This is a genomic window from Enterobacter cloacae complex sp. OE43NF, assembly GCF_023544405.1.
Classification (GTDB): Bacteria; Pseudomonadota; Gammaproteobacteria; order Enterobacterales; family Enterobacteriaceae; genus Enterobacter; species Enterobacter cloacae.
On record NZ_JAMJFW010000040.1, the window covers coordinates 24538 to 44142 of the forward strand.

General features: G+C 56.9%; 17 protein-coding genes. 13 read left to right on the forward strand and 4 right to left on the reverse strand.

All coding sequences use genetic code 11. The features are described 5' to 3' along the window. Positions 1-110: 110 nt before the first annotated feature. Positions 111-1073, reverse strand: coding sequence for a DNA-binding protein YbiB (ybiB, locus tag M8370_RS17370; protein WP_029882476.1), 963 nt, complete (start codon positions 1071-1073; stop codon positions 111-113). Positions 1074-1298: 225 nt separating this feature from the next. Here ybiB and M8370_RS17375 point away from each other — a divergent pair, with 225 nt between their 5' ends. The 5 genes from M8370_RS17375 (at position 1299) to M8370_RS17395 (ending at position 6653) form a co-directional block, all read left to right on the forward strand. Then, a complete protein-coding gene (locus M8370_RS17375; protein WP_250021492.1) occupies positions 1299-1832 on the forward strand; it encodes a fimbrial protein in 534 nt (177 codons plus the stop codon). A 61-nt stretch (positions 1833-1893) separates the two neighbouring features. Next, positions 1894-2568, forward strand: coding sequence for a fimbrial biogenesis chaperone (locus M8370_RS17380; protein ID WP_029882478.1), 675 nt, complete (start codon positions 1894-1896; stop codon positions 2566-2568). A gap of 71 nt (positions 2569-2639) precedes the next feature. After that, a complete protein-coding gene (locus M8370_RS17385; protein ID WP_250021493.1) occupies positions 2640-5135 on the forward strand; it encodes a fimbria/pilus outer membrane usher protein in 2496 nt (831 codons plus the stop codon). Between the two features lie 17 nt (positions 5136-5152). Beyond that, positions 5153-6142: a fimbrial protein gene (locus tag M8370_RS17390; RefSeq protein WP_250021494.1), complete on the forward strand. Its 990-nt coding sequence runs from the start codon at positions 5153-5155 to the stop codon at positions 6140-6142. 10 nt (positions 6143-6152) lie between these two features. After that, a complete protein-coding gene (locus M8370_RS17395) occupies positions 6153-6653 on the forward strand; it encodes a fimbrial protein (RefSeq protein WP_038984985.1) in 501 nt (166 codons plus the stop codon). Here the strand turns inward: M8370_RS17395 and dinG are convergent. Continuing rightward, a complete protein-coding gene (gene dinG / locus M8370_RS17400) occupies positions 6640-8817 on the reverse strand; it encodes an ATP-dependent DNA helicase DinG (protein ID WP_250021495.1) in 2178 nt (725 codons plus the stop codon). The genes M8370_RS17395 and dinG overlap by 14 nt on opposite strands. Positions 8818-8914: 97 nt before the next feature. Further along, positions 8915-10267 (reverse strand): ATP-dependent RNA helicase RhlE, encoded by a 1353-nt coding sequence (rhlE, locus tag M8370_RS17405; RefSeq protein ID WP_038418948.1) that lies wholly within the window; start codon positions 10265-10267, stop codon positions 8915-8917. Between the two features lie 205 nt (positions 10268-10472). On the opposite strand from rhlE, the gene cecR reads away from it, so the two are divergent. Genes cecR through M8370_RS17430 form a run of 5 tightly spaced genes read left to right on the forward strand, consistent with a single transcriptional unit; the run spans position 10473 to position 16113 of the window. Then, positions 10473-11150 carry a transcriptional regulator CecR gene (cecR, locus tag M8370_RS17410; RefSeq protein ID WP_013097480.1) on the forward strand — a complete coding sequence of 226 codons (678 nt, stop codon included), beginning with the start codon at positions 10473-10475 and terminating at the stop codon, positions 11148-11150. After that, a complete protein-coding gene (gene hlyD, locus M8370_RS17415) occupies positions 11147-12142 on the forward strand; it encodes a secretion protein HlyD (RefSeq protein WP_013097481.1) in 996 nt (331 codons plus the stop codon). The genes cecR and hlyD overlap by 4 nt, the downstream gene beginning before the upstream one ends. Then, a complete protein-coding gene (locus M8370_RS17420) occupies positions 12135-13874 on the forward strand; it encodes an ATP-binding cassette domain-containing protein (protein ID WP_250021496.1) in 1740 nt (579 codons plus the stop codon). The genes hlyD and M8370_RS17420 overlap by 8 nt, the downstream gene beginning before the upstream one ends. Next, positions 13864-14997, forward strand: coding sequence for an ABC transporter permease (locus tag M8370_RS17425; RefSeq protein WP_038418946.1), 1134 nt, complete (start codon positions 13864-13866; stop codon positions 14995-14997). Before M8370_RS17420 ends, M8370_RS17425 begins: the two co-directional genes overlap by 11 nt. 9 nt (positions 14998-15006) lie before the next feature. Beyond that, positions 15007-16113, forward strand: a complete 1107-nt coding sequence (locus tag M8370_RS17430) for an ABC transporter permease (RefSeq protein WP_014831156.1) — start codon at positions 15007-15009, stop codon at positions 16111-16113. Here M8370_RS17430 and M8370_RS17435 read toward each other — a convergent pair. Then, positions 16075-16485 carry a YbhQ family protein gene (locus tag M8370_RS17435; protein ID WP_014883088.1) on the reverse strand — a complete coding sequence of 137 codons (411 nt, stop codon included), beginning with the start codon at positions 16483-16485 and terminating at the stop codon, positions 16075-16077. The two genes, M8370_RS17430 and M8370_RS17435, sit on opposite strands and share 39 nt — an antisense overlap. Before the next feature lie 133 nt (positions 16486-16618). Between M8370_RS17435 and M8370_RS17440 the strand changes: the two genes are divergently transcribed. From M8370_RS17440 to M8370_RS17450, 3 genes are read left to right on the forward strand one after another with little or no spacing between them, the layout of a single operon-like run. Further along, positions 16619-17380: an endonuclease/exonuclease/phosphatase family protein gene (locus M8370_RS17440; RefSeq protein WP_013097486.1), complete on the forward strand. Its 762-nt coding sequence runs from the start codon at positions 16619-16621 to the stop codon at positions 17378-17380. Further along, a complete protein-coding gene (clsB, locus tag M8370_RS17445) occupies positions 17377-18615 on the forward strand; it encodes a cardiolipin synthase ClsB (protein ID WP_250021497.1) in 1239 nt (412 codons plus the stop codon). The genes M8370_RS17440 and clsB overlap by 4 nt, the downstream gene beginning before the upstream one ends. Further along, a complete protein-coding gene (locus tag M8370_RS17450) occupies positions 18615-19577 on the forward strand; it encodes a lysylphosphatidylglycerol synthase domain-containing protein (RefSeq protein WP_013097488.1) in 963 nt (320 codons plus the stop codon). The genes clsB and M8370_RS17450 overlap by 1 nt, the downstream gene beginning before the upstream one ends. Positions 19578-19605: the final 28 nt, after the last annotated feature.

Here is a 19605-nt window from a genome sequence, read left to right on the forward strand (position 1 = left end):
CTGAAGTAATGCTCCACCCTCACCATACCCTCTGGTGAGCTGCTCCAACCCTCATTGACCCTGTTGTTACCCTTGCTTGCCCGTCCGCCACTGGACGGGCTTTTTTTTGCCTAAAACGCCTGTTCCACACGGGCTAACCCCGCCTGGACAGACTCCACTTCTCCGGTTGCCAGCAGGCAGCAGGCCATCTGCAGCTTAAGGGCGTGCGGAACAGGGACATTACCGGCTAGACACTGCTCAATCCAGTGCGCAGTCGTGTGCGGATCTTTTGCCTCCGGCAACACCACATCTACATTCTCTTCACCCCGCTCCAGCACGGGTCGCGTGCCGGCGGCATCAATCAGCACCAGCTGCGGGCAGCGCTGCGGATTGGCATAAACTTCCCCTTCGGTGCCATGCATCAGCAGCGCCCTGCCGCCGATATCTTCAAAGAACTTGCCCACCCGCGTGACATACTCCGGGTGCGATACGCTGGAGAGGCGCAGGGCATCCGCTTCACCAAACGGCGTCGCCAGTTTCGCCAGGGTGTGCGCACTGTTGCGCACGCCCATGCGCCAGCGCATATCCAGCTGTTTTTCCAGCGGTGGACAGAGCGCCTTAACCGGAATAAAGACCGGCTGATGACCATCCAGCTTTGCCTGTGCCTGTCCGGCGTGCAGGGTCGGCTCGATACCTAACATGCCAAAAATGGTCTCCGTCAGGACGCGAGTCGGATCTTCGCTAACGCCATGGACAACCACCGGGAACCCGAGCTTATGCAGCAGAATAGCCAGCAGTGGCGTCAGATTCGCCTGTTTGCGCGCGCCGTTGTAGGTAGGGATGACAATCGGCATCGGTCTGGCTACCGGTGGCGTTAAGCGCAGCGTTTGCGCCTGCATCGCGTCATAGAAACCGCGCATCTCCGCTTCGCCTTCACCTTTAATGCGTAGCGCAATCAGGATACCGCCCATCTCCAGATCGGGCACGTCGCCGTTAAGCATATGGGTATACAGCGCACGGGCCGTTTCCTGATCCAGGTCGCGGGCATGGTTTTTCCCCCGCCCTACCTCTTTGATAATTTTACGATAGTCCACGACATCTCTCCTTGCGGCTCTTTGCAGATACTATAGCCCTGATAAATGCCTGGCGGGTAATCATTTTCCTTTCTCTCCCGACACCTGGACAAACACCCTTCGAGGGTAAAAATGGTCTGAAGATAAATTGATCGAAAAATAGTTCTCAGCGATAGTTCATGCCGAATTAATCAGCAACGTGATGATTAATACCTGAAGTGCCATACTTTCATTCAGAGGATTTAAATGAAAAAAATGATTATTGCGGGGATCGCCGCCGGGATGGTGTGTGCTTCCGTTTCTGTATTTGCGTCCAGTGGTGAAGGTCAAATTAATTTCACAGGTGAGATTATTGATTCTGCATGTACTGTGGTAAACGGTTTAAGCAATCCGCTTAATGTTTCATTAGGTAAGGTTTCTAAATCTGCATTTACCGGAAGTGGTTCGACGACCTCGACAACCCGCTTTAGTATTCAGTTAAAAGATTGTCCTGAAACGGTTACCAGCGCCTCGGTGACATTCGGCGGGACGCCTGACAGTAACAACAAAGATATTCTTGCTGTGACATCAGGAACCGGTTCGGCGTCAGGAGTGGGTGTTCAGTTGCTGGATAAAACGGAAAATCCACTGAGTTTATATACGGCTTCTGCTGCGTATACGCTCACGCCAGGTACCACAACAAACGATCTGCAGTTTGGTGCACGTTATATCCAGACCGGAGGAACGGTGTCTGCCGGACTGGCGAATGCCGCTTCTACCTTCACTATCGTTTACAACTAATAAAACAGATATTAGCTACCCCAGTGGCTAATATCTGTTATTGCTTTATTACGGTGTCACTATGCGAAAATATCTTCTGGCCTCCTCTTTTTTATTTATTGCTTCCGTTGCCCATGCGGGTATTACCATTGGCGGCACACGCGTGGTCTACCCAGAAAGTAAAAAAGAATCCTCTATTGGGATCACCAACCCGGACAATCTCGATTATCTGGTGCAGTCATGGGTCGAAACGGAAGATAACGCACGTGAGAAAGCGCCGTTCCTGATCACGCCACCGCTGTTTCGCCTTGATGCGAAGCAAGAGAACGTTCTGCGCATCATCAGAACCGGGGGAAACTTACCTGCCGATCGCGAATCGCTGTTCTGGTTGAATATTAAATCCATCCCCTCTTCTGCGCGTAATGAGAGCGTGAATACGCTGCAGATTGCGATTAAAACCCGCATTAAGCTGCTTTATCGCCCGTCAGGTATTACCGGAAAACCGGAAGATGTTGCCACGCAATTATCCTGGCACACCCGGGGAAACCAGCTGATTGTCGAAAACCCCACGCCGTTTTATATGAATTTCCAGGAAATAACGCTCGACGGTAAAAAAGTCGATAAAGCCACCTATGCTGGCCCAAAAAGTGAAGCCCATTTCGCGACACCAGGAAATATTACAGCACACACCGTGAGCTGGAAAATCATCAATGATTACGGCGGTATTAGCCAGTCCTATAGCGCACAGATTAAATAACGTCTGGAATAGCAAAAATTATTATGAGCTGGGACTACTCCACCGAACCACCCAAACAGCACGGACGCTCAATGCTTATTGCATTGGGCTGCACGCTGTTGGGTGTGTGCGTGCAAAAAGTTCTGGCTGATGATTATTTCAACCCGGCGCTACTGGATATTGATCACCCAGGCCAGGGTAAAACCGACCTCAGTATCTATGAGATTGGTCCCGGTCAGGCTCCCGGTAAATATCACGTTGACGTTTACGTCAACAATAATAAAGTAGCAAGCAAAGAGATTGAGTTCACGCTGAAGAAAGACGCCAGCGGTAAATCAACCCTGCAGCCGTGCCTTAGCTCTTCCCAGTTAAAAAGCTTCGGTATTAATATCGAAAAATTCGGGCAGGACGATAAGGCGCAGTGTATTGACCTGAGCGTGATCCCCTCCGCCAGCGCAACGTTTCATGTTAATCCGCAGCAGTTGCTGTTAAGCATCCCCCAGACCGCGATTACCCAGGTACCGCGTGATTACGTCGACCCGCAGGAATATGACGAGGGAATTAACGCCCTGCTGCTCAATTACAGCTTCACCGCCGGGAACAACCGCGGCAAAGGTGAAAACGGTAGCGATCAGCGCAGCGAGTTTCTTAACCTGCGTCCGGGTCTTAACCTCGGGGCGTGGCGTTTTCGTAACTACTCCACCTGGAGCAAAACCAGCGGTAACGGTGACGCAGAGAGCCAGTTTTCTTCGGTCTATACCTACGCCCAGCGCGATATTATCGCCCTTGGCGGGAACGTCACATTCGGCCAAAGCTCTTCCCCTTCCGACGTATTTGACAGCATCTCTTACACCGGGGCGCAGATCGCCTCGGATGACGACATGCTCCCGGACAGCATGAAGGGCTTTGCGCCGGTGATCCGCGGTACGGCGCACAGTAACGCCCAGGTTATCGTTCGCCAGAATGGTTACGTCATTTACCAGAACTATGTTGCTCCCGGCGCGTTCGAGATCAACGATCTCTACCCCACCGGCGGAAGCGGCGATTTGAACGTCACCGTAAAAGAGACGGACGGCAGCGAACAGCATTTTGTGGTGCCTTATGCGTCGGTGCCGGTGTTGCAGCGTGAAGGCCGCTTTAAATACAGCCTCACCGCGGGGCGCTATCGCAGCTATGACAACGACGTCGAAAAAAACCCGTTTATGCAGGGTACGGCAATCTACGGCTTGCCTTACGGCTTTACGGTCTACGGCGGCGTGCAGGCAAGCCAGTATTACGATGCGCTGGCGCTGGGGGTCGGCAAGAATATCGGCGATCTCGGGGCCTTTTCGGTGGATGTCACCGACGCCAAATCAGAGATGCAGGATCAGGACCCCACTCGCGGGCGCTCCTGGCGCATCCGCTACAGCAAAGATTTCGCCACCACCGGTACCCATTTTTCCATTGCTGGCTATCGCTATAACAGCAAGGGGTTCTACACCCTGCAGGACACGCTGGATTCCCATACCCGTAATGACGACTGGGAAACGCCGGACACGCGCCGCAGCCGCGAGGAGGCGACTGTCGACCAGTCCCTGGGCGGGGCGTTTGGTTCCCTGACGTTAAGCCTGGTCAAAGAGAACTACTGGAATTCAAGCCAGGGGATGACCTCACTGAACCTCGGCTACAACAACTCCTGGCACGGCATCAGCTACGGTCTCAGTTACGGACTGGATAAAAACACGCGTGACAGCGGGGATGATAATAATGAGAAAACCAGCGAGCAGACGATCGCGTTTAACGTCTCCGTTCCGCTCGATCGCTGGCTCAGCAACACCTGGGTGAACTACAACCTGAACAGCACAAAGCACGAAACAACCCAAAGCGTGGGTCTGAACGGCACGGCGCTGGCCGGAAATAACCTCAGTTGGGGGGTTCAGCAGGGCCATAGTCAGAGCAGTGGGGACAGCACCAGTCTGAATGCCGATTATAAAGGCACCTACGGCGAAGTGAGCGCCGGGTATTCCCAGGATAACCAGCAGCAACAGCTCAATGTCGGTCTTCAGGGCAGTATGATCGCCCATGCGCACGGCATCACCCTCGGTCAGCCGATGGGTGAGACCGCTGCGCTGATCGAAGCGCCGGGCGCAGACGACACCAACGTCACCAATCAGACAGGCATCAACACCGATTATCGCGGCTATGCCATTGTGCCGTACGTTTCGCCATACCGTCACAACACCCTCGCGCTGAACACCGAAACCTTGCCGGAAAATGCCGATATCGACCAGGCCGCCAAAACGGTGACCCCAACGCGCGGCGCCATCGTGCGAGCACATTATGAAACCCACGTAGGCAGTCGGGTGTTGATGACACTAAAACGTGCGGATGGTCGCCCGATCCCCTTTGGCGCAACGGCATCTCAGGCCCATCAGGACGGTGAATTTATCGTAGGCGACGGCGGGCAGGTGTACCTCACCGGTATGCACGAGACAGGTACGGTTAACGTCAGCTGGGGGAAAACCGCCGACAGCCATTGCAAGGCAACTTATCACCTGCCCACCAAAGCCGACGGCCCTGTTCTTAACGTTACGGCGCAGTGTGTATGACCCTTCCCGAGGAAAAAATGAACATGTGTAGATATGTCTTCGCACTGCTGGTTTTACTCACGAGCGCGTGTCTGGTGCCGCATGCCCAGGCGGCAACCTCCTGTGACAGCGCCGATCTGCCTTATACCCTTGATGCGGGCACGCTTTCTGTACCCACAACACTCGATATTGGCGGCGTCATCCCGGGTTCGGCAAAGACCCATACCGTTAACGGCAGCTGTACCGGCACGATGACGAATCACACCCTTATTTCCTGCTATTACGGAACGGGAACGGAAGTGCCTGGCATGCCGGGCGTGTATACCACCAATGTTGACGGCATCGGCATTGAGCTTCTGAACAGCAGCGGGCAGATCGTTCGCGGCAAAGGGTACTCATGCGATACAACCGCCACGCCCATTGGGACGGTCAGCAGCGACAGCGGACAAACATTTTCTTTCAGCTACACCCAGCGGTTAATCAAAACGGCATCACATATCGGCAGCGGTACCCTTTCGCTCGCGCAGGATCCCTATGGATTCGGGGTTTTTAACTCTGTGGGGATTTCTGGTGCACGTAATACCAGCCACTATTCCGCCACGGTCAGCGAAAGAACGGCGACCTGTTCTATTGATCCGCTAAATCTGACGGTGACCCTCGGCAATTTCCCGGTGTCGCAATTTACCCACGTGGGCAGCTATACGGCCTGGAAGTATTTCAACATCACCGCCACCTGTACCGAAGAGGTCAATCTTACGGCCTCGGTAACCAGTGCAAATGGCACCAACAGCCAGTATGCAGATGTCCTGAACCTGACGCCCGGCAGCGACAGCGCCACGGGCGTGGGGGTGAGAATGCTGCTTGACGGTGTCGATCTTAAATACGACTACCCAATCCCGGTGGGTGGAAGAGCCGAGCCAGGCGTTCCGGATGTGATCCCCTTCGCGGTGCAGTATTACCAGACGGATGCCAGCGTCACGGCGGGGAAAGCCAATACGATTGCCACCATCGATCTTGAATACCAGTAACGGAGCGAAGATGAAAACGTTATCCCTTTTGCTCGCTCTGACGAGCCTCTCTGCGGGCGCGACCGACGTGACGCTCAATATCGAAGGGAATATTTACGACACCACCTGCCAGGTAGACAGCGCCAGCCAGAACATGGTGGTGGATCTGGGACAGGCCGTCGCCAGTGATTTTAAGGATATCGGCGACACCGGCCCGTGGAAAAACTTCGATTTAAAGCTCACCAATTGTCCGCCCACGCTGACGGTTGCCACCATCAGCGTTGACGGCCCCCGCGATACGGACCACCCCTTTAAATTCGCCAATAGTGGCACCGCCAAAGGGGTGGCATTAGAGCTGGCCGACCGTCTGGATTACATCGTGCTTGCCCCCGAAGCCCGCTTCAGCGTGGTGATTGACGCCGGTACCCACACCGCCGATTTTCCCATGGCGGCACGCTATTACGCTACCGCCCTGCCTGTGACAGCGGGTACCTTCAACAGCGTTGTTCAGGCCACCTTTACTTACCAGTAGGACCGCGCCCCTTAGCACGGATGCTTTTCCGACGCCCGGCAGTCTGTTTTGCCGGGCGTTTTTTTATTTCAGGCACCTCCGGCTGTTCTATCGGGAACACCGGCAGGGCATTCAGCAGGCGCTGACCATAGTTTTTGGTGAGCAGACGCTTGTCATAGATCACCACTTCGCCCCAGCAGCCGTGGCTACGAATCAGACGACCCACCTGCTGAATCAGGTTAAACGACGCCGCCGGGAGACTTTGTACCTCAAACGGATAGCGGTTGAGGCTTTTCAGCCATTCTCCTTCGGTGATCACCACCGGGCTGTCGATGGGTGGGAAGGCGATTTTATGAATATGCACCTGGGTCAGATAGTCGCCCTTCAGATCCAGACCTTCCGCAAAAGACTGTAACCCCACCAGCACGCTGCGCTCGCCGTTATCGATGCGCTGGCGGTGGAGCTCTACCAGCCGATAGCGCGGCTGATCGCCCTGCACCAGCAGCAGTAAACGCAGATCGGTAACATGTTCCAGAAAGCGCTGCATGGCGCGTCCGCTGGCAAACAGCACCAGCATGCCGGGGTATTTTTTACTCTCCAGCTGTTCGCGGAAATAGGCGGCCATTTCGGCAATATGCTGCTCTTCGTTATCGATAAGCGGCTCATAGCGCATGCGCGGGATCACCAGCTTGCCCTGCTCGCAGTGATTAAACGGCGAGTCCAGCGCCACGAAGCGGTCCCCCGCTTTTTCCTTCAGGCCGCTCATCTCCTGCAGCCGCGAGAAGCTGTTCAGGGAACGCAAAGTCGCTGACGTTACCACCACGTGCGGCACGCTGCGCCAGATCAGCTTTTCCAGCTGATCGGCCACGCGGATGCCCACGCAGTGGAAAAAGAGGTGCACCTGCCCGTCTCTCACTTCGCGGGTGGCCCATTTGGTGACCGGCGCGCCGGACGCCTGCGCCATTGAGGCCAGCCGCCAGAGTTTGCTTTGCGCTTCAAACATGCCCAGCGCACGGTTCATTTGCAGCAGAATACGGTGCAAACGCACCACGTCATGGGTGCCGGTCTTTTCACTGAGATCGTTTAAGAACATCTCTGCCAGGCCGCGCAGCTTTTCCAGATGCTTCGCCAGCTGCTGGCAAATCTCCATCACCTCGTCCGGCAGCTCCCCCATGGCAAAACGGTGCTCTGCCTCCTGAGTCGCCGGGAGATACAGATTCAGAATGTTGTTCAGGGATGCGATAAGGCCGTAGACCTCTTCACAGTGTTCACTCAGACGCTCGGGCACCGCCAGCGGCGGCGTGGTTTTAGGACGGAACTGCTCCATGCAGGTGGCCACCAGCTTGCAGAACAGATCGAGCTGCAGGCGGAACCACGGGGCCGTGATTTCAGCACTCATCTCCAGCGCATCCCGGGCTACGTCAGGCAAATGGTGGCCTTCATCAAGCACCAGCAGCAGGTTTTTCGGCTCCGGCAGCACCGCCTCGCTCTCCAGCGCCGCCATCACCAGCGCATGATTGGCGACCACCACTTCCGCTTCCTGGATCTCCCGCCGGGCGACAAAAAACGGGCACTCGCGGTAGTAGTGACAGTTACGGTTGAGGCAGCTGGCTTTATCGGTGCTGAGCCTGCGCCATAAATCATCGCCGATGGCCTGGCTGGTGTGATCGCGCAAACCGTCCCACCTGTAGCTGTCGAGATCGGCTTTCAGCTTCGCACACTGTTCCTGCTCCGCCTTGTTGTTTGGCGTCAGTTCGTCATCAAGAAACGCCAGCAGATCCTGCTGGCTGGGCTCACTGCTGGCGAGCGCCGCCAGGTTACGCGGGCAGACATAACGTCCGCGGCCAAAGGCGGCGGTAAAACGCAGCTCGGGGATAATTTTGCGCAGCAGCGGCAGGTCTTTGCTGAAAATCTGATCCTGTAGCGCCACGTTAGCGGTGCTGACCACCAGCGTCTTTTGTTCTTCCCGCGCAATAGCGATGCCCGGGATTAAATAAGAGAGGGTTTTACCGACCCCGGTTGGCGCTTCAATCGCCAGATGTCGCCCGTCATCACCGGCGAGCGTTTTTGCCACATCGGCAATCATCTGCCGCTGTGGTGCCCGGGGGATAAAGTCGGGGATCTGCTGCTGGAGTGCCTTATACCAGGCACCAATCTGCGCTTTCAGCGCCGCGGTTAAAGCCATCGGAAAACCTGAAATACTGTATAAACAGCCACTATTGTGGCACTTTATTTTCGTCGCCGCAAAAAGAAAAGCCCGGCTTTACGGCCGGGCTTCCAGATTATTGTGGGTTAGCCGGTTTACGCGGACGGCGACGGCGCTGCCCTTCTCCTGCCGGTTTCCCTTCGCCGTCGCGGCGAGGCGGTTTATTGCCCGACTTCGGCGCACCGCCTTCGGCACGGCGTGGCTGCTGCTGACCACGGCCGCCGCCCTGACCGCGTCCACCGCCGCCACGCTGCTGGCGACCATTCTGAATTGGCTCCGCTTTAATGGACGGATCCACTTCGTATCCCGGCGTTTCAATACGCGGGATCTCTTTCTTCAGCAGGCGTTCGATGTCGCGCAGCAGTTTGTGTTCATCCACGCAGACCAGCGAGAGCGCTTCGCCAGTGGCCGCCGCACGACCGGTACGGCCGATACGGTGAACATAGTCTTCCGGCACGTTTGGCAGCTCGTAGTTCACCACGTGCGGCAGCTCTTCAATGTCCAGACCACGAGCAGCGATGTCGGTGGCCACCAGCACGCGGATATCACCGGATTTAAAGTCCGCCAGTGCACGGGTACGCGCCCCCTGGCTCTTGTTACCGTGGATAGCCGCACTGCGAATACCGTCTTTGTTCAGCTGTTCCGCCAGGTGGTTTGCACCGTGCTTGGTACGGGTAAAGACCAGCACCTGCTGCCAGTTACCCTGACCAATCATCTGGGAGAGCAGTTCCCGCTTACGCTTTTTATCAACGAAGTGCACGTGCTGGGTCACCTGCTCAGAGGCGGTGTTGCGGCGCGCCACTTCAACTTCCAGCGGGTTATGCAGCAGCTTTTCAGCCAGCGCTTTGATCTCGTCGGAGAAGGTCGCGGAGAACAGCAGGTTCTGACGGCGCGGCGGGAGCTTAGCCAGCACGCGGCGAATATCGTGGATAAAGCCCATGTCGAGCATGCGGTCGGCTTCGTCCAGCACCAGAATTTCGACGTTATCTAGCTTCACGGCGTTCTGATGTTCCAGATCCAGCAGACGGCCCGGCGTTGCGACCAGCACGTCCACGCCGCCGCGCAGTTTCATCATCTGTGGGTTAATGCTCACACCGCCGAAAACCACCAGCGAACGAATGTTGAGATAGCGGCTGTAATCACGCACGTTCTCGCCAATCTGCGCCGCCAGCTCGCGGGTTGGGGTAAGGATCAGCGCACGAACCGGGCGACGCCCCTTCGCGTGCGGCTGATTTTTTACCAGCAGCTCTAACAGTGGCAGGGTAAAGCCTGCGGTTTTACCGGTCCCGGTCTGGGCACTGGCCATCAGGTCACGGCCCTGCAGAACGGCAGGGATCGCCTGCTGCTGGATTGGGGTTGGCTCAACGTAGCCCTGCTCTGCGATCGCGCGCAGAATTTCCGGGTTCAGGCCAAGGGAATCAAAAGACATAAAAACTCCGAACCGCCCCGACCATCACAGGTGTAGTTTTCAGGGAGATATAACAATTAGGAGGACAAAAACCACAATGTCGCGAAGGGGCGGAGTGTAGCAGCTTTTGTGACGTGGCGCATAAAATATCCCTCCACCTTCCCTCGACGATTTCGCTAATCAGGCATAATCTTAATCAATCGATTGATTAATTTTTAATGCCGCTATGAATACAACCCCGACAACTTCTAAAGGCGAACAGGCCAAAAGCCAGCTTATTGCTGCCGCGCTGGCGCAGTTTGGTGAGTATGGCTTGCACGCCACCACCCGGGATATCGCGGCGCAGGCCGGGCAAAACATTGCGGCTATCCCCTACTATTTTGGCTCAAAAGAGGATTTATACCTCGCCTGTGCCCAGTGGATCGCCGATTTTATTGGCACGCAGTTTCACCCGCACGTGGAGGAAGCCACCGCGCTGCTCAGCCAGCCGTCGCCCGATCGTGACGCTATCCGCCAGCTGATCCTCAACGCCTGCCACAACATGATCCGCCTGCTGACGCACGACGACACGCTGAACCTGAGTCGATTTATCTCCCGTGAACAGCTCTTCCCCACTGCCGCCTACCAGCTGGTGCATGACCAGGTGATTGCCCCGATGCACACGCACCTGACCCGGCTGATTGCGGCCTATACCGGGCAAGACGCCAACGATACCGCTACGATTTTGCATACCCACGCCCTGCTGGGTGAGATTCTGGCCTTCCGTCTGGGGCGAGAAACGATTCTGTTACGCACCGGCTGGACACAATTTGATGAGGATAAAGCCGCGCAGATTAGCCAGGTTATCACCTGTCATCTGGATCTGATCCTGCAAGGCTTAACGCAAAGGAGCCTGAAGTCATGAAAAAACCTGTCGCCATCATTCTGGTGGTTGTTGTTTTGCTTGCCGCAGGCGTCGGTGGCTGGCTGTGGTATCAAAGCCATCAGGATCGCGGCCTGACGCTGTACGGTAACGTTGATATTCGCACCGTGAATATGAGCTTCCGCGTCGGGGGGCGGCTGGCGTCGCTTAACGTGGATGAGGGCGACACCATCAAAACCGGGCAGACGCTGGGGATGCTTGATAAAGCGCCCTACGAGAACGCGTTAATGCAGGCAAAAGCCGGCGTTTCCGTCGCCCAGGCGCAATATGATCTGATGCTGGCCGGTTATCGTGACGAAGAGATTGCCCAGGCTGCTGCCGCAGTCAAACAGGCGCAGGCGGCCTATGACTATGCGCAGAATTTCTATGCCCGCCAGCAGGGGCTGTGGAAAAGCCGCACTATTTCGGCCAACGATCTGGAAAACGCCCGTTCATCACGCGATCAGGCTCAGGCAACGCTGAAATCAGCGCAGGACAAACTGAGTCAGTACCACACCGGTAACCGCCCGCAGGATATCGCCCAGGCCAAAGCCAGCCTTGAACAGGCGCAGGCCCAGCTGGCCCAGGCGGAGCTCGATCTGCACGACACCACGCTGGTGGCACCGTCTGACGGCACGCTGATGACCCGCGCCGTGGAGCCCGGCAGCATGCTCAACGCCGGAAGCACCGTTTTAACCCTGTCGCTCACCCGTCCGGTATGGGTGCGCGCCTACATTGATGAGCCAAACCTCGGCCAGATGCAGCCGGGTCGCGAACTGTTGCTCTATACCGACGGTCGTCCGGATAAGCCGTATCACGGCAAAGTGGGCTTTGTTTCGCCCACCGCTGAATTCACGCCAAAAACGGTGGAAACGCCGGATCTGCGTACCGACCTGGTGTATCGCCTGCGCATCATCGTCACCGATGCGGACGATGCGCTGCGTCAGGGCATGCCAGTCACCGTAAAAGTGAACAGCGGGGAACGACATGAATGACGCGGTTATCCGGCTCGACAATCTGGTCAAACGCTTCGCGGGCATGGAAAAACCGGCCGTCGCGCCGCTGAACTGTACCATCCAGAAAGGCTATGTGACCGGGCTGGTTGGCCCGGACGGCGCAGGCAAAACCACGTTGATGCGGATGCTGGCAGGCCTGCTTAAGCCCGATGAAGGGGCGGCCAGCGTGCTCGGGCTCGATCCGATTAAAGATGACGGTGCACTCCACGCCATGCTCGGCTATATGCCGCAGAAGTTTGGTCTCTATGAAGACCTGACGGTGATGGAAAACCTTAATCTGTACGCCGATCTGCGCAGCGTGACCGGTGAAACCCGTCAGCAGACTTTCGCCCGTCTGCTGTCCTTCACCTCCCTCGGTCCCTTCACCGATCGTCTGGCGGGCAAGCTCTCCGGCGGGATGAAGCAAAAGCTGGGGCTGGCCTGTACGCTGGTCGGCGAGCCGAAAGTGCTGCTGCTGGATGAGCCCGGCGTGGGCGTGGACCCCATTTCACGCCGCGAGCTGTGGCAGATGGTGCACGAGCTGGCCGGTGACGGAATGCTGATCCTCTGGAGCACCTCCTATCTGGATGAAGCCGAGCAGTGTCGCGATGTGCTGCTGATGAACGAAGGCGAGCTGCTTTATCAGGGAGAACCGACGAAGCTGACCCAAAGCATGGCCGGACGCAGTTTCCTGATGCACAGTCCGCAGGAGTCGAACCGCAAACTGCTGCAACGGGTGCTGAAGCTGCCCCAGGTCAGCGACGGGATGATTCAGGGCCGTTCGGTGCGCGTGATCCTGACCAAAGAGGCGACCGAAGCGGATATTCGTCACGCGCCGGGCATGCCTGACATTGAGATGGAAGAGACGGCTCCCCGCTTTGAGGACGCGTTTATCGATCTGCTGGGCGGAGCGGGTACTTCGGAATCGCCGCTCGGGGCGATCCTGCACACGGTGGAAGGTACGCCGGGTGAGACGGTGATCGAAGCCAAATCCCTGACCAAAAAATTCGGTGATTTCGCCGCCACCGATAACGTCAATTTCGCGGTGAAGCGCGGTGAAATTTTTGGCCTGCTCGGGCCAAACGGCGCGGGGAAATCCACCACCTTTAAGATGATGTGTGGCCTGCTGGTGCCTACGTCCGGCAAAGCGCTGGTACTGGATATGGATTTGAAAGTCAGCTCCGGCAAGGCGCGTCAGCATCTGGGGTATATGGCGCAGAAGTTCTCGCTGTACGGCAACCTGACGGTCGAGCAGAACCTGCGCTTTTTCTCCGGCGTTTACGGCCTGCGAGGGCGCGCCCAGGACGAGAAAATCCACCGCATGAGCGAGGCGTTTGGCCTGACAACTATCGCTTCCCACGCCACGGATGAGCTGCCCCTTGGCTTCAAACAGCGGCTGGCGCTGGCCTGCTCGCTGATGCACGAGCCCGATATTCTGTTTCTGGATGAACCCACGTCAGGCGTTGATCCCCTCACCCGCCGCGAGTTCTGGCTGCACATCAACAGCATGGTGGAGAAAGGGGTAACGGTGATGGTAACCACCCACTTTATGGACGAGGCGGAGTATTGCGATCGCATCGGGCTGGTCTATCGCGGCAAGCTGATTGCCCACGGCACGCCGGATGACCTGAAAGCCCAGGCCGCAGACGACGAGGTGCCGGACCCGACCATGGAGCAGGCGTTTATCACCCTCATCCACGACTGGGATAAGGAGAATGCCGATGCGCAATAAGGCGATTTCCTGGCGCCGGGTGCGCGCGCTGTGCATCAAAGAGACGCGTCAGATCGTGCGTGACCCCAGCAGCTGGCTGATTGCGGTGGTTATCCCGCTTCTACTGCTGTTTATCTTCGGCTATGGGATCAACCTCGACTCCAGCAAACTGCGGGTTGGCATATTACTGGAGCAGCAGAGCGAAGAGGCGCTGGACTTCACCCACGCCATGACCGGCTCGCCCTACATTGACGCCACCATCAGCGACAACCGGCAAGCGCTTATTCAGAAGATGCAGGCCGGGAAAATCCGCGGTCTGGTGGTGATCCCGGTCGATTTTGCCGCCAACATGGCGCGGGCAGATACCGCTGCGCCGATCCAGGTGATCACTGACGGCAGCGAGCCGAATACCGCCAACTTTGTCCAGGGCTACGTAGAGGGGATCTGGCAGCTCTGGCAGATGCAGCGCGCCGAAGACCGGGGCGAAACGTTCGAACCGCTGATCGACGTACAGATGCGCTACTGGTTTAACCCTGCCGCCATCAGCCAGCATTTTATTATCCCGGGTGCGGTCACCATCATTATGACGGTGATTGGCGCAATCCTGACCTCGCTGGTGATTGCCCGCGAGTGGGAGCGCGGCACCATGGAAGCGCTGCTTTCAACCGAAGTGACGCGCCTTGAGCTGCTGCTGTGTAAGCTTATCCCCTACTACTTCCTCGGCATGCTGGCGATGCTGCTCTGTATGCTGGTCTCGGTGTTTATCCTCGGGGTGCCGTACCGCGGCTCGCTGGTGCTGCTCTTTTTCATCACCAGCCTGTTCCTGCTGAGCACGCTGGGCATGGGGCTGCTCATCTCCACCGTCACCCGCAACCAGTTTAACGCCGCGCAGGTGGCGCTGAACGCCGCCTTTTTACCGTCGATTATGTTGTCCGGGTTTATCTTCCAGATAGACAGCATGCCCGCGGTGATCCGTGCCGTGACCTACATAATTCCGGCGCGCTATTTCGTCAGCACGCTGCAGAGCCTGTTCCTGGCGGGGAATATTCCGGTAGTGCTGATTATCAATACCCTGTTTTTGCTGGCGTCGGCGGCGATGTTTATTGGGCTGACGTGGATGAAAACCAAACGGCGTCTGGATTAAGGAGCGAACATGTTTCACCGTTTATGGACGTTAATACGCAAAGAGCTGCAATCGCTGCTGCGCGAGCCGCAAACCCGCGCCATTCTGGTGTTGCCGGTGCTCATCCAGGTGTTTCTGTTCCCTTTTGCCGCCACGCTTGAGGTGACCAACGCCACCATCGCGATTTACAACGAAGACAACGGTAAACATTCCGTCGAGCTGACCCAGCGCTTTGCCCGGGCGAAGGCTTTTACCCATATCCTGCTGCTGAAAAGTCCACAGGCGATCCAGCCCACCATCGATACCCAGAAAGCGCTGCTGCTGGTGCGTTTTCCGGCTGATTTTTCCCGCAATCTGGACACCTTCCAGCCCGCGCCCATGCAATTGATCCTCGACGGGCGTAACTCCAACAGCGCGCAGATTGCCGCGAATTATCTGCAACAGGTGGTGAAGGATTATCAGCAGGAGTTGATGGAGGGGAAACCGAAGCCCAACAACAGCGAGCTGGTGGTACGTAACTGGTACAACCCAAACCTGGACTACAAATGGTTTGTGGTGCCGTCGCTGATCGCCATGATCACCACCATTGGGGTGATGATCGTCACCTCCCTGTCCGTCGCCCGCGAACGCGAGCAAGGTACGCTCGATCAGCTGCTGGTCTCCCCGCTGGCGACCTGGCAAATCTTCGTCGGTAAAGCGGTTCCCGCCCTGATTGTTGCCACGTTCCAGGCCACCATCGTGCTGGGCGTGGGGATCTGGGCCTACCAGATCCCGTTCGCCGGGTCGCTGGCGCTGTTCTACTTCACGATGGTGATCTACGGGCTGTCGCTGGTCGGGTTTGGCCTGCTGATTTCCGCGCTCTGCTCCACGCAGCAGCAGGCGTTTATTGGCGTGTTTGTCTTTATGATGCCGGCCATTCTGCTCTCCGGGTATGTTTCGCCGGTTGAGAATATGCCGGTGTGGTTACAGGATCTGACGTGGATAAACCCGATTCGTCACTTTACGGATATCACCAAGCAAATTTATCTGAAGGATGCGAGTCTGGATATTATCTGGGGAAGTTTGTGGCCGCTACTGGTCATAGCGGCCACGACGGGGTCAGTGGCGTACGCGATGTTTAGACGCAACATTGCGTAGCTTTTTCTCTTTGGTCAGCAAAGAGACCACCGCAGGCCCTGCAAGAATGGCCAGACCGGCCAGCGCCAGCAGCAGGTTATTTTGCAGCACGCGGGACAGCAGCCACAGCACAATCATTGCGGCACCAAAGTACCAGGTGGTGGTGAGCTCTTCGAGCACATCACCCACCTCGCGCCAGCGCGCTTCATGATGGCGCTGCAGGAACAACATCGACAGCACGGTGACGCCATAGAGGACGCATAGTCCTAAGCCAACACGCACCAGCGTGCCGCTCATCCAGCCCATCACCAGTACGGCCACGACCAGTAAATGCAACATTATCTGCCAGCAACTTAGACCCGTTGCGACACGAACACGTTGTTGCCACTTCATGGCTTCTCTCCTGAAGGATTTTTCTCTGCTTAATCAGACTACCGCACTTTACGGAAAATTCCGTAACACCGCATCTTTTTGTGACGACGACTACACTTTATTTTCATTGGGATAGTCACTCAGGAAGGAGCGTATGACCAAAAAAATGCAGCATTTCTCGCTTAAAGTGCTGACGATAAACATTCATAAAGGCTTCACAGCATTTAATCGCCGCTTCATTTTACCGGAGCTGCGCGACGCGGTTCGCACCGTCAGCGCGGACATTGTCTGCCTGCAGGAAGTGATGGGCGCGCACGAGGTCCATCCGATGCACTTCGAAAACTGGCCCGACACGCCTCACTACGAATTTCTGGCCGACACCATGTGGAGTGATTACGCTTACGGCCGCAATGCGGTCTATCCTGAAGGGCATCACGGAAATGCGGTGTTGTCGCGTTATCCCATTGAACATTACGAGAACCGGGACGTCTCCGTCGGCGAAAGCGAAAAGCGTGGGCTGCTGTATTGCCGTATCGCCCCGCCGGATCTCGATTTTCCGGTGCACGTTGGCTGTGTGCATCTCGGTCTACGGGAAGCGCATCGCCAGGCACAGCTGCAGATGCTGGCCGAGTGGACTAACGCCCTGCCCGAAGGAGAGCCAGTGGTCATTGCCGGGGATTTCAACGACTGGCGGCAGCGGGCTAACCACCCTCTGAAAGTGGAGGCCGGGCTGGAGGAGATTTTCACCCGCGCGCACGGCAGACCTGCGCGCACGTTTCCGGTGCGCTTCCCGTTGCTGAGGCTTGACCGCATTTATGTGAAAAACGCCCATGCCAGCAGCCCGACCGCGCTGGCGTTGCTTAACTGGCGCCACCTTTCCGACCATGCCCCGCTGAGCGCGGAGATCCACTTATGAAATGTACCTGGCAGGAAGGCAACCGGATCACGCTGCTGGTCAACGGGGACGAATATTACCCCGCCGTTTTTGATGCGATAGACCGCGCGCAGCATAAAGTGATCCTCGAGACCTTTATCTGGTTTGAAGATGATGTGGGCAAACAGTTGCACAGCGTGCTGCTGCGCGCCGCCCAGCGCGGCGTCAAAATTGAAGCGCTGCTGGATGGCTATGGCTCGCCCGATCTTAGCGACGCGTTCGTGAATGAGCTCACTGCCGCAGGCGTTGTGTTCCGCTACTACGATCCCGGCCCTCGCCTGTTCGGCATGCGTACCAATCTCTTTCGCCGGATGCACCGCAAAATCGTCGTCGTTGATGAGACGGTGGCGTTTGTCGGTGGCATTAACTACTCCGCCGAGCATATGTCTGACTACGGCCCGGAGGCCAAGCAGGATTACGCCATCCGCATCGAAGGGCCTGTGGTTCAGGACATTTTGCTGTTTGAACTGGAAAACTTACCCGGCAAAGAGGCCGCCCGACGCTGGTGGAAGCGCCGCCATCGTCCGGAAGAGAACCGGAAGCCCGGCGAAGCGCAGGCGCTGTTCGTCTGGCGGGATAATGGCGAGCACCGGGACGATATTGAGCGCCACTATCTGAAAATGCTGGCGAATGCCAAACGCGAAGTGATCATCGCCAACGCCTATTTCTTCCCGGGCTACCGGCTGCTGCACGCCATGCGCAGTGCCGCCCGACGCGGCGTCCGCGTGAAGCTGATTGTGCAGGGCGAGCCGGATATGCCCATCGTCAAAGTCGGCGCGCGGCTGCTCTATAACTACCTGCTCAAAGGCGGAGTGCAGATCTACGAATACCGTCGCCGACCGCTGCACGGCAAAGTCGCGCTGATGGACGATCACTGGGCGACCGTCGGCTCCAGTAACCTCGATCCGCTGAGCCTGTCGCTCAACCTGGAAGCGAACCTGATCATTCACGATCGTCATTTTAACCAGACCCTGCGGGATAACCTGCAGGGTCTGATCGTCAACGACTGCGTGCGCGTGGACGAGTCCATGGTGCCAAAACGCACCTGGTGGAATCTGGGGATCAGCGTAGTGGTGTTCCACTTCCTGCGCCATTTCCCGGCGATGGTGGGCTGGCTGCCAGCGCATACCCCAAAACTTGCGCTGGTGGATCCGCCTGTTCAACCCGAAATGGAAACCCAGGACCGCATTGAGGCGGAAGATGGAGGGAAAACCTGATGTCTAAATCGCATCCACGCTGGCGAATGGCGAAAAAGATCCTGACCTGGCTGTTTTTTATTGCCGTTGCGGTGCTGCTGGTGGTTTACGCGCAAAAGGTGGACTGGGAAGAGGTGTGGAAAGTCATCCGCAACTACAACCGGATGGTGCTGCTGGGAGCGGTTGGGCTGGTGATTGTCAGCTATCTGATGTACGGCTGCTATGACCTGCTGGGCCGCGCCTACTGCGGCCACAAGCTGGCAAAACGCCAGGTCATGCTGGTGTCGTTTATCTGCTACGCCTTTAACCTGACGCTCAGCACCTGGGTCGGGGGGATTGGCATGCGCTATCGCCTGTACTCGCGCCTGGGACTGCCCGGTGGGACTATCACGCGTATATTTTCGCTGAGCATCACCACCAACTGGCTGGGTTATATTCTGCTGGGTGGGGTGATCTTTACCATCGGCGTGGTGCAGTTGCCCGCACACTGGTATATCGATGAAGCCACGCTGCGGATTTTAGGTTTCGCGCTCCTGCTCATTATCGCCCTGTATCTCTGGGCCTGCGCCTTTGCCAGACGCCGCCATATGACCATCAAAGGGCAAAAGCTGGTTTTACCTTCATGGAAATTTGCCGTGCTGCAGATGGCGGTTTCCAGCGCCAACTGGATGGCGATGGGGGCAATTATCTGGCTGCTCATTGGCGAAGATGTGAATTATTTCTTCGTGCTGGGGGTGCTGCTGGTGAGCAGTATTGCCGGGGTGATCGTACATATTCCGGCCGGGATTGGGGTGCTGGAAGCGGTATTTATCGCCCTGCTTGCCGGAGAACATGTTTCTCATGGGACGATTATCGCCGCCCTGCTCGCCTACCGCATGCTCTATTACTTTCTGCCGCTGGCGCTGGCAACGGTCTGTTATCTGGTGCTTGAGAGCCGGGCGAAGAAGCTGAGAGCGAAGAACGAGAAGGCGATGGCAAAATAGGCGCAGCGGTCTGATGCCCTCACCCCGG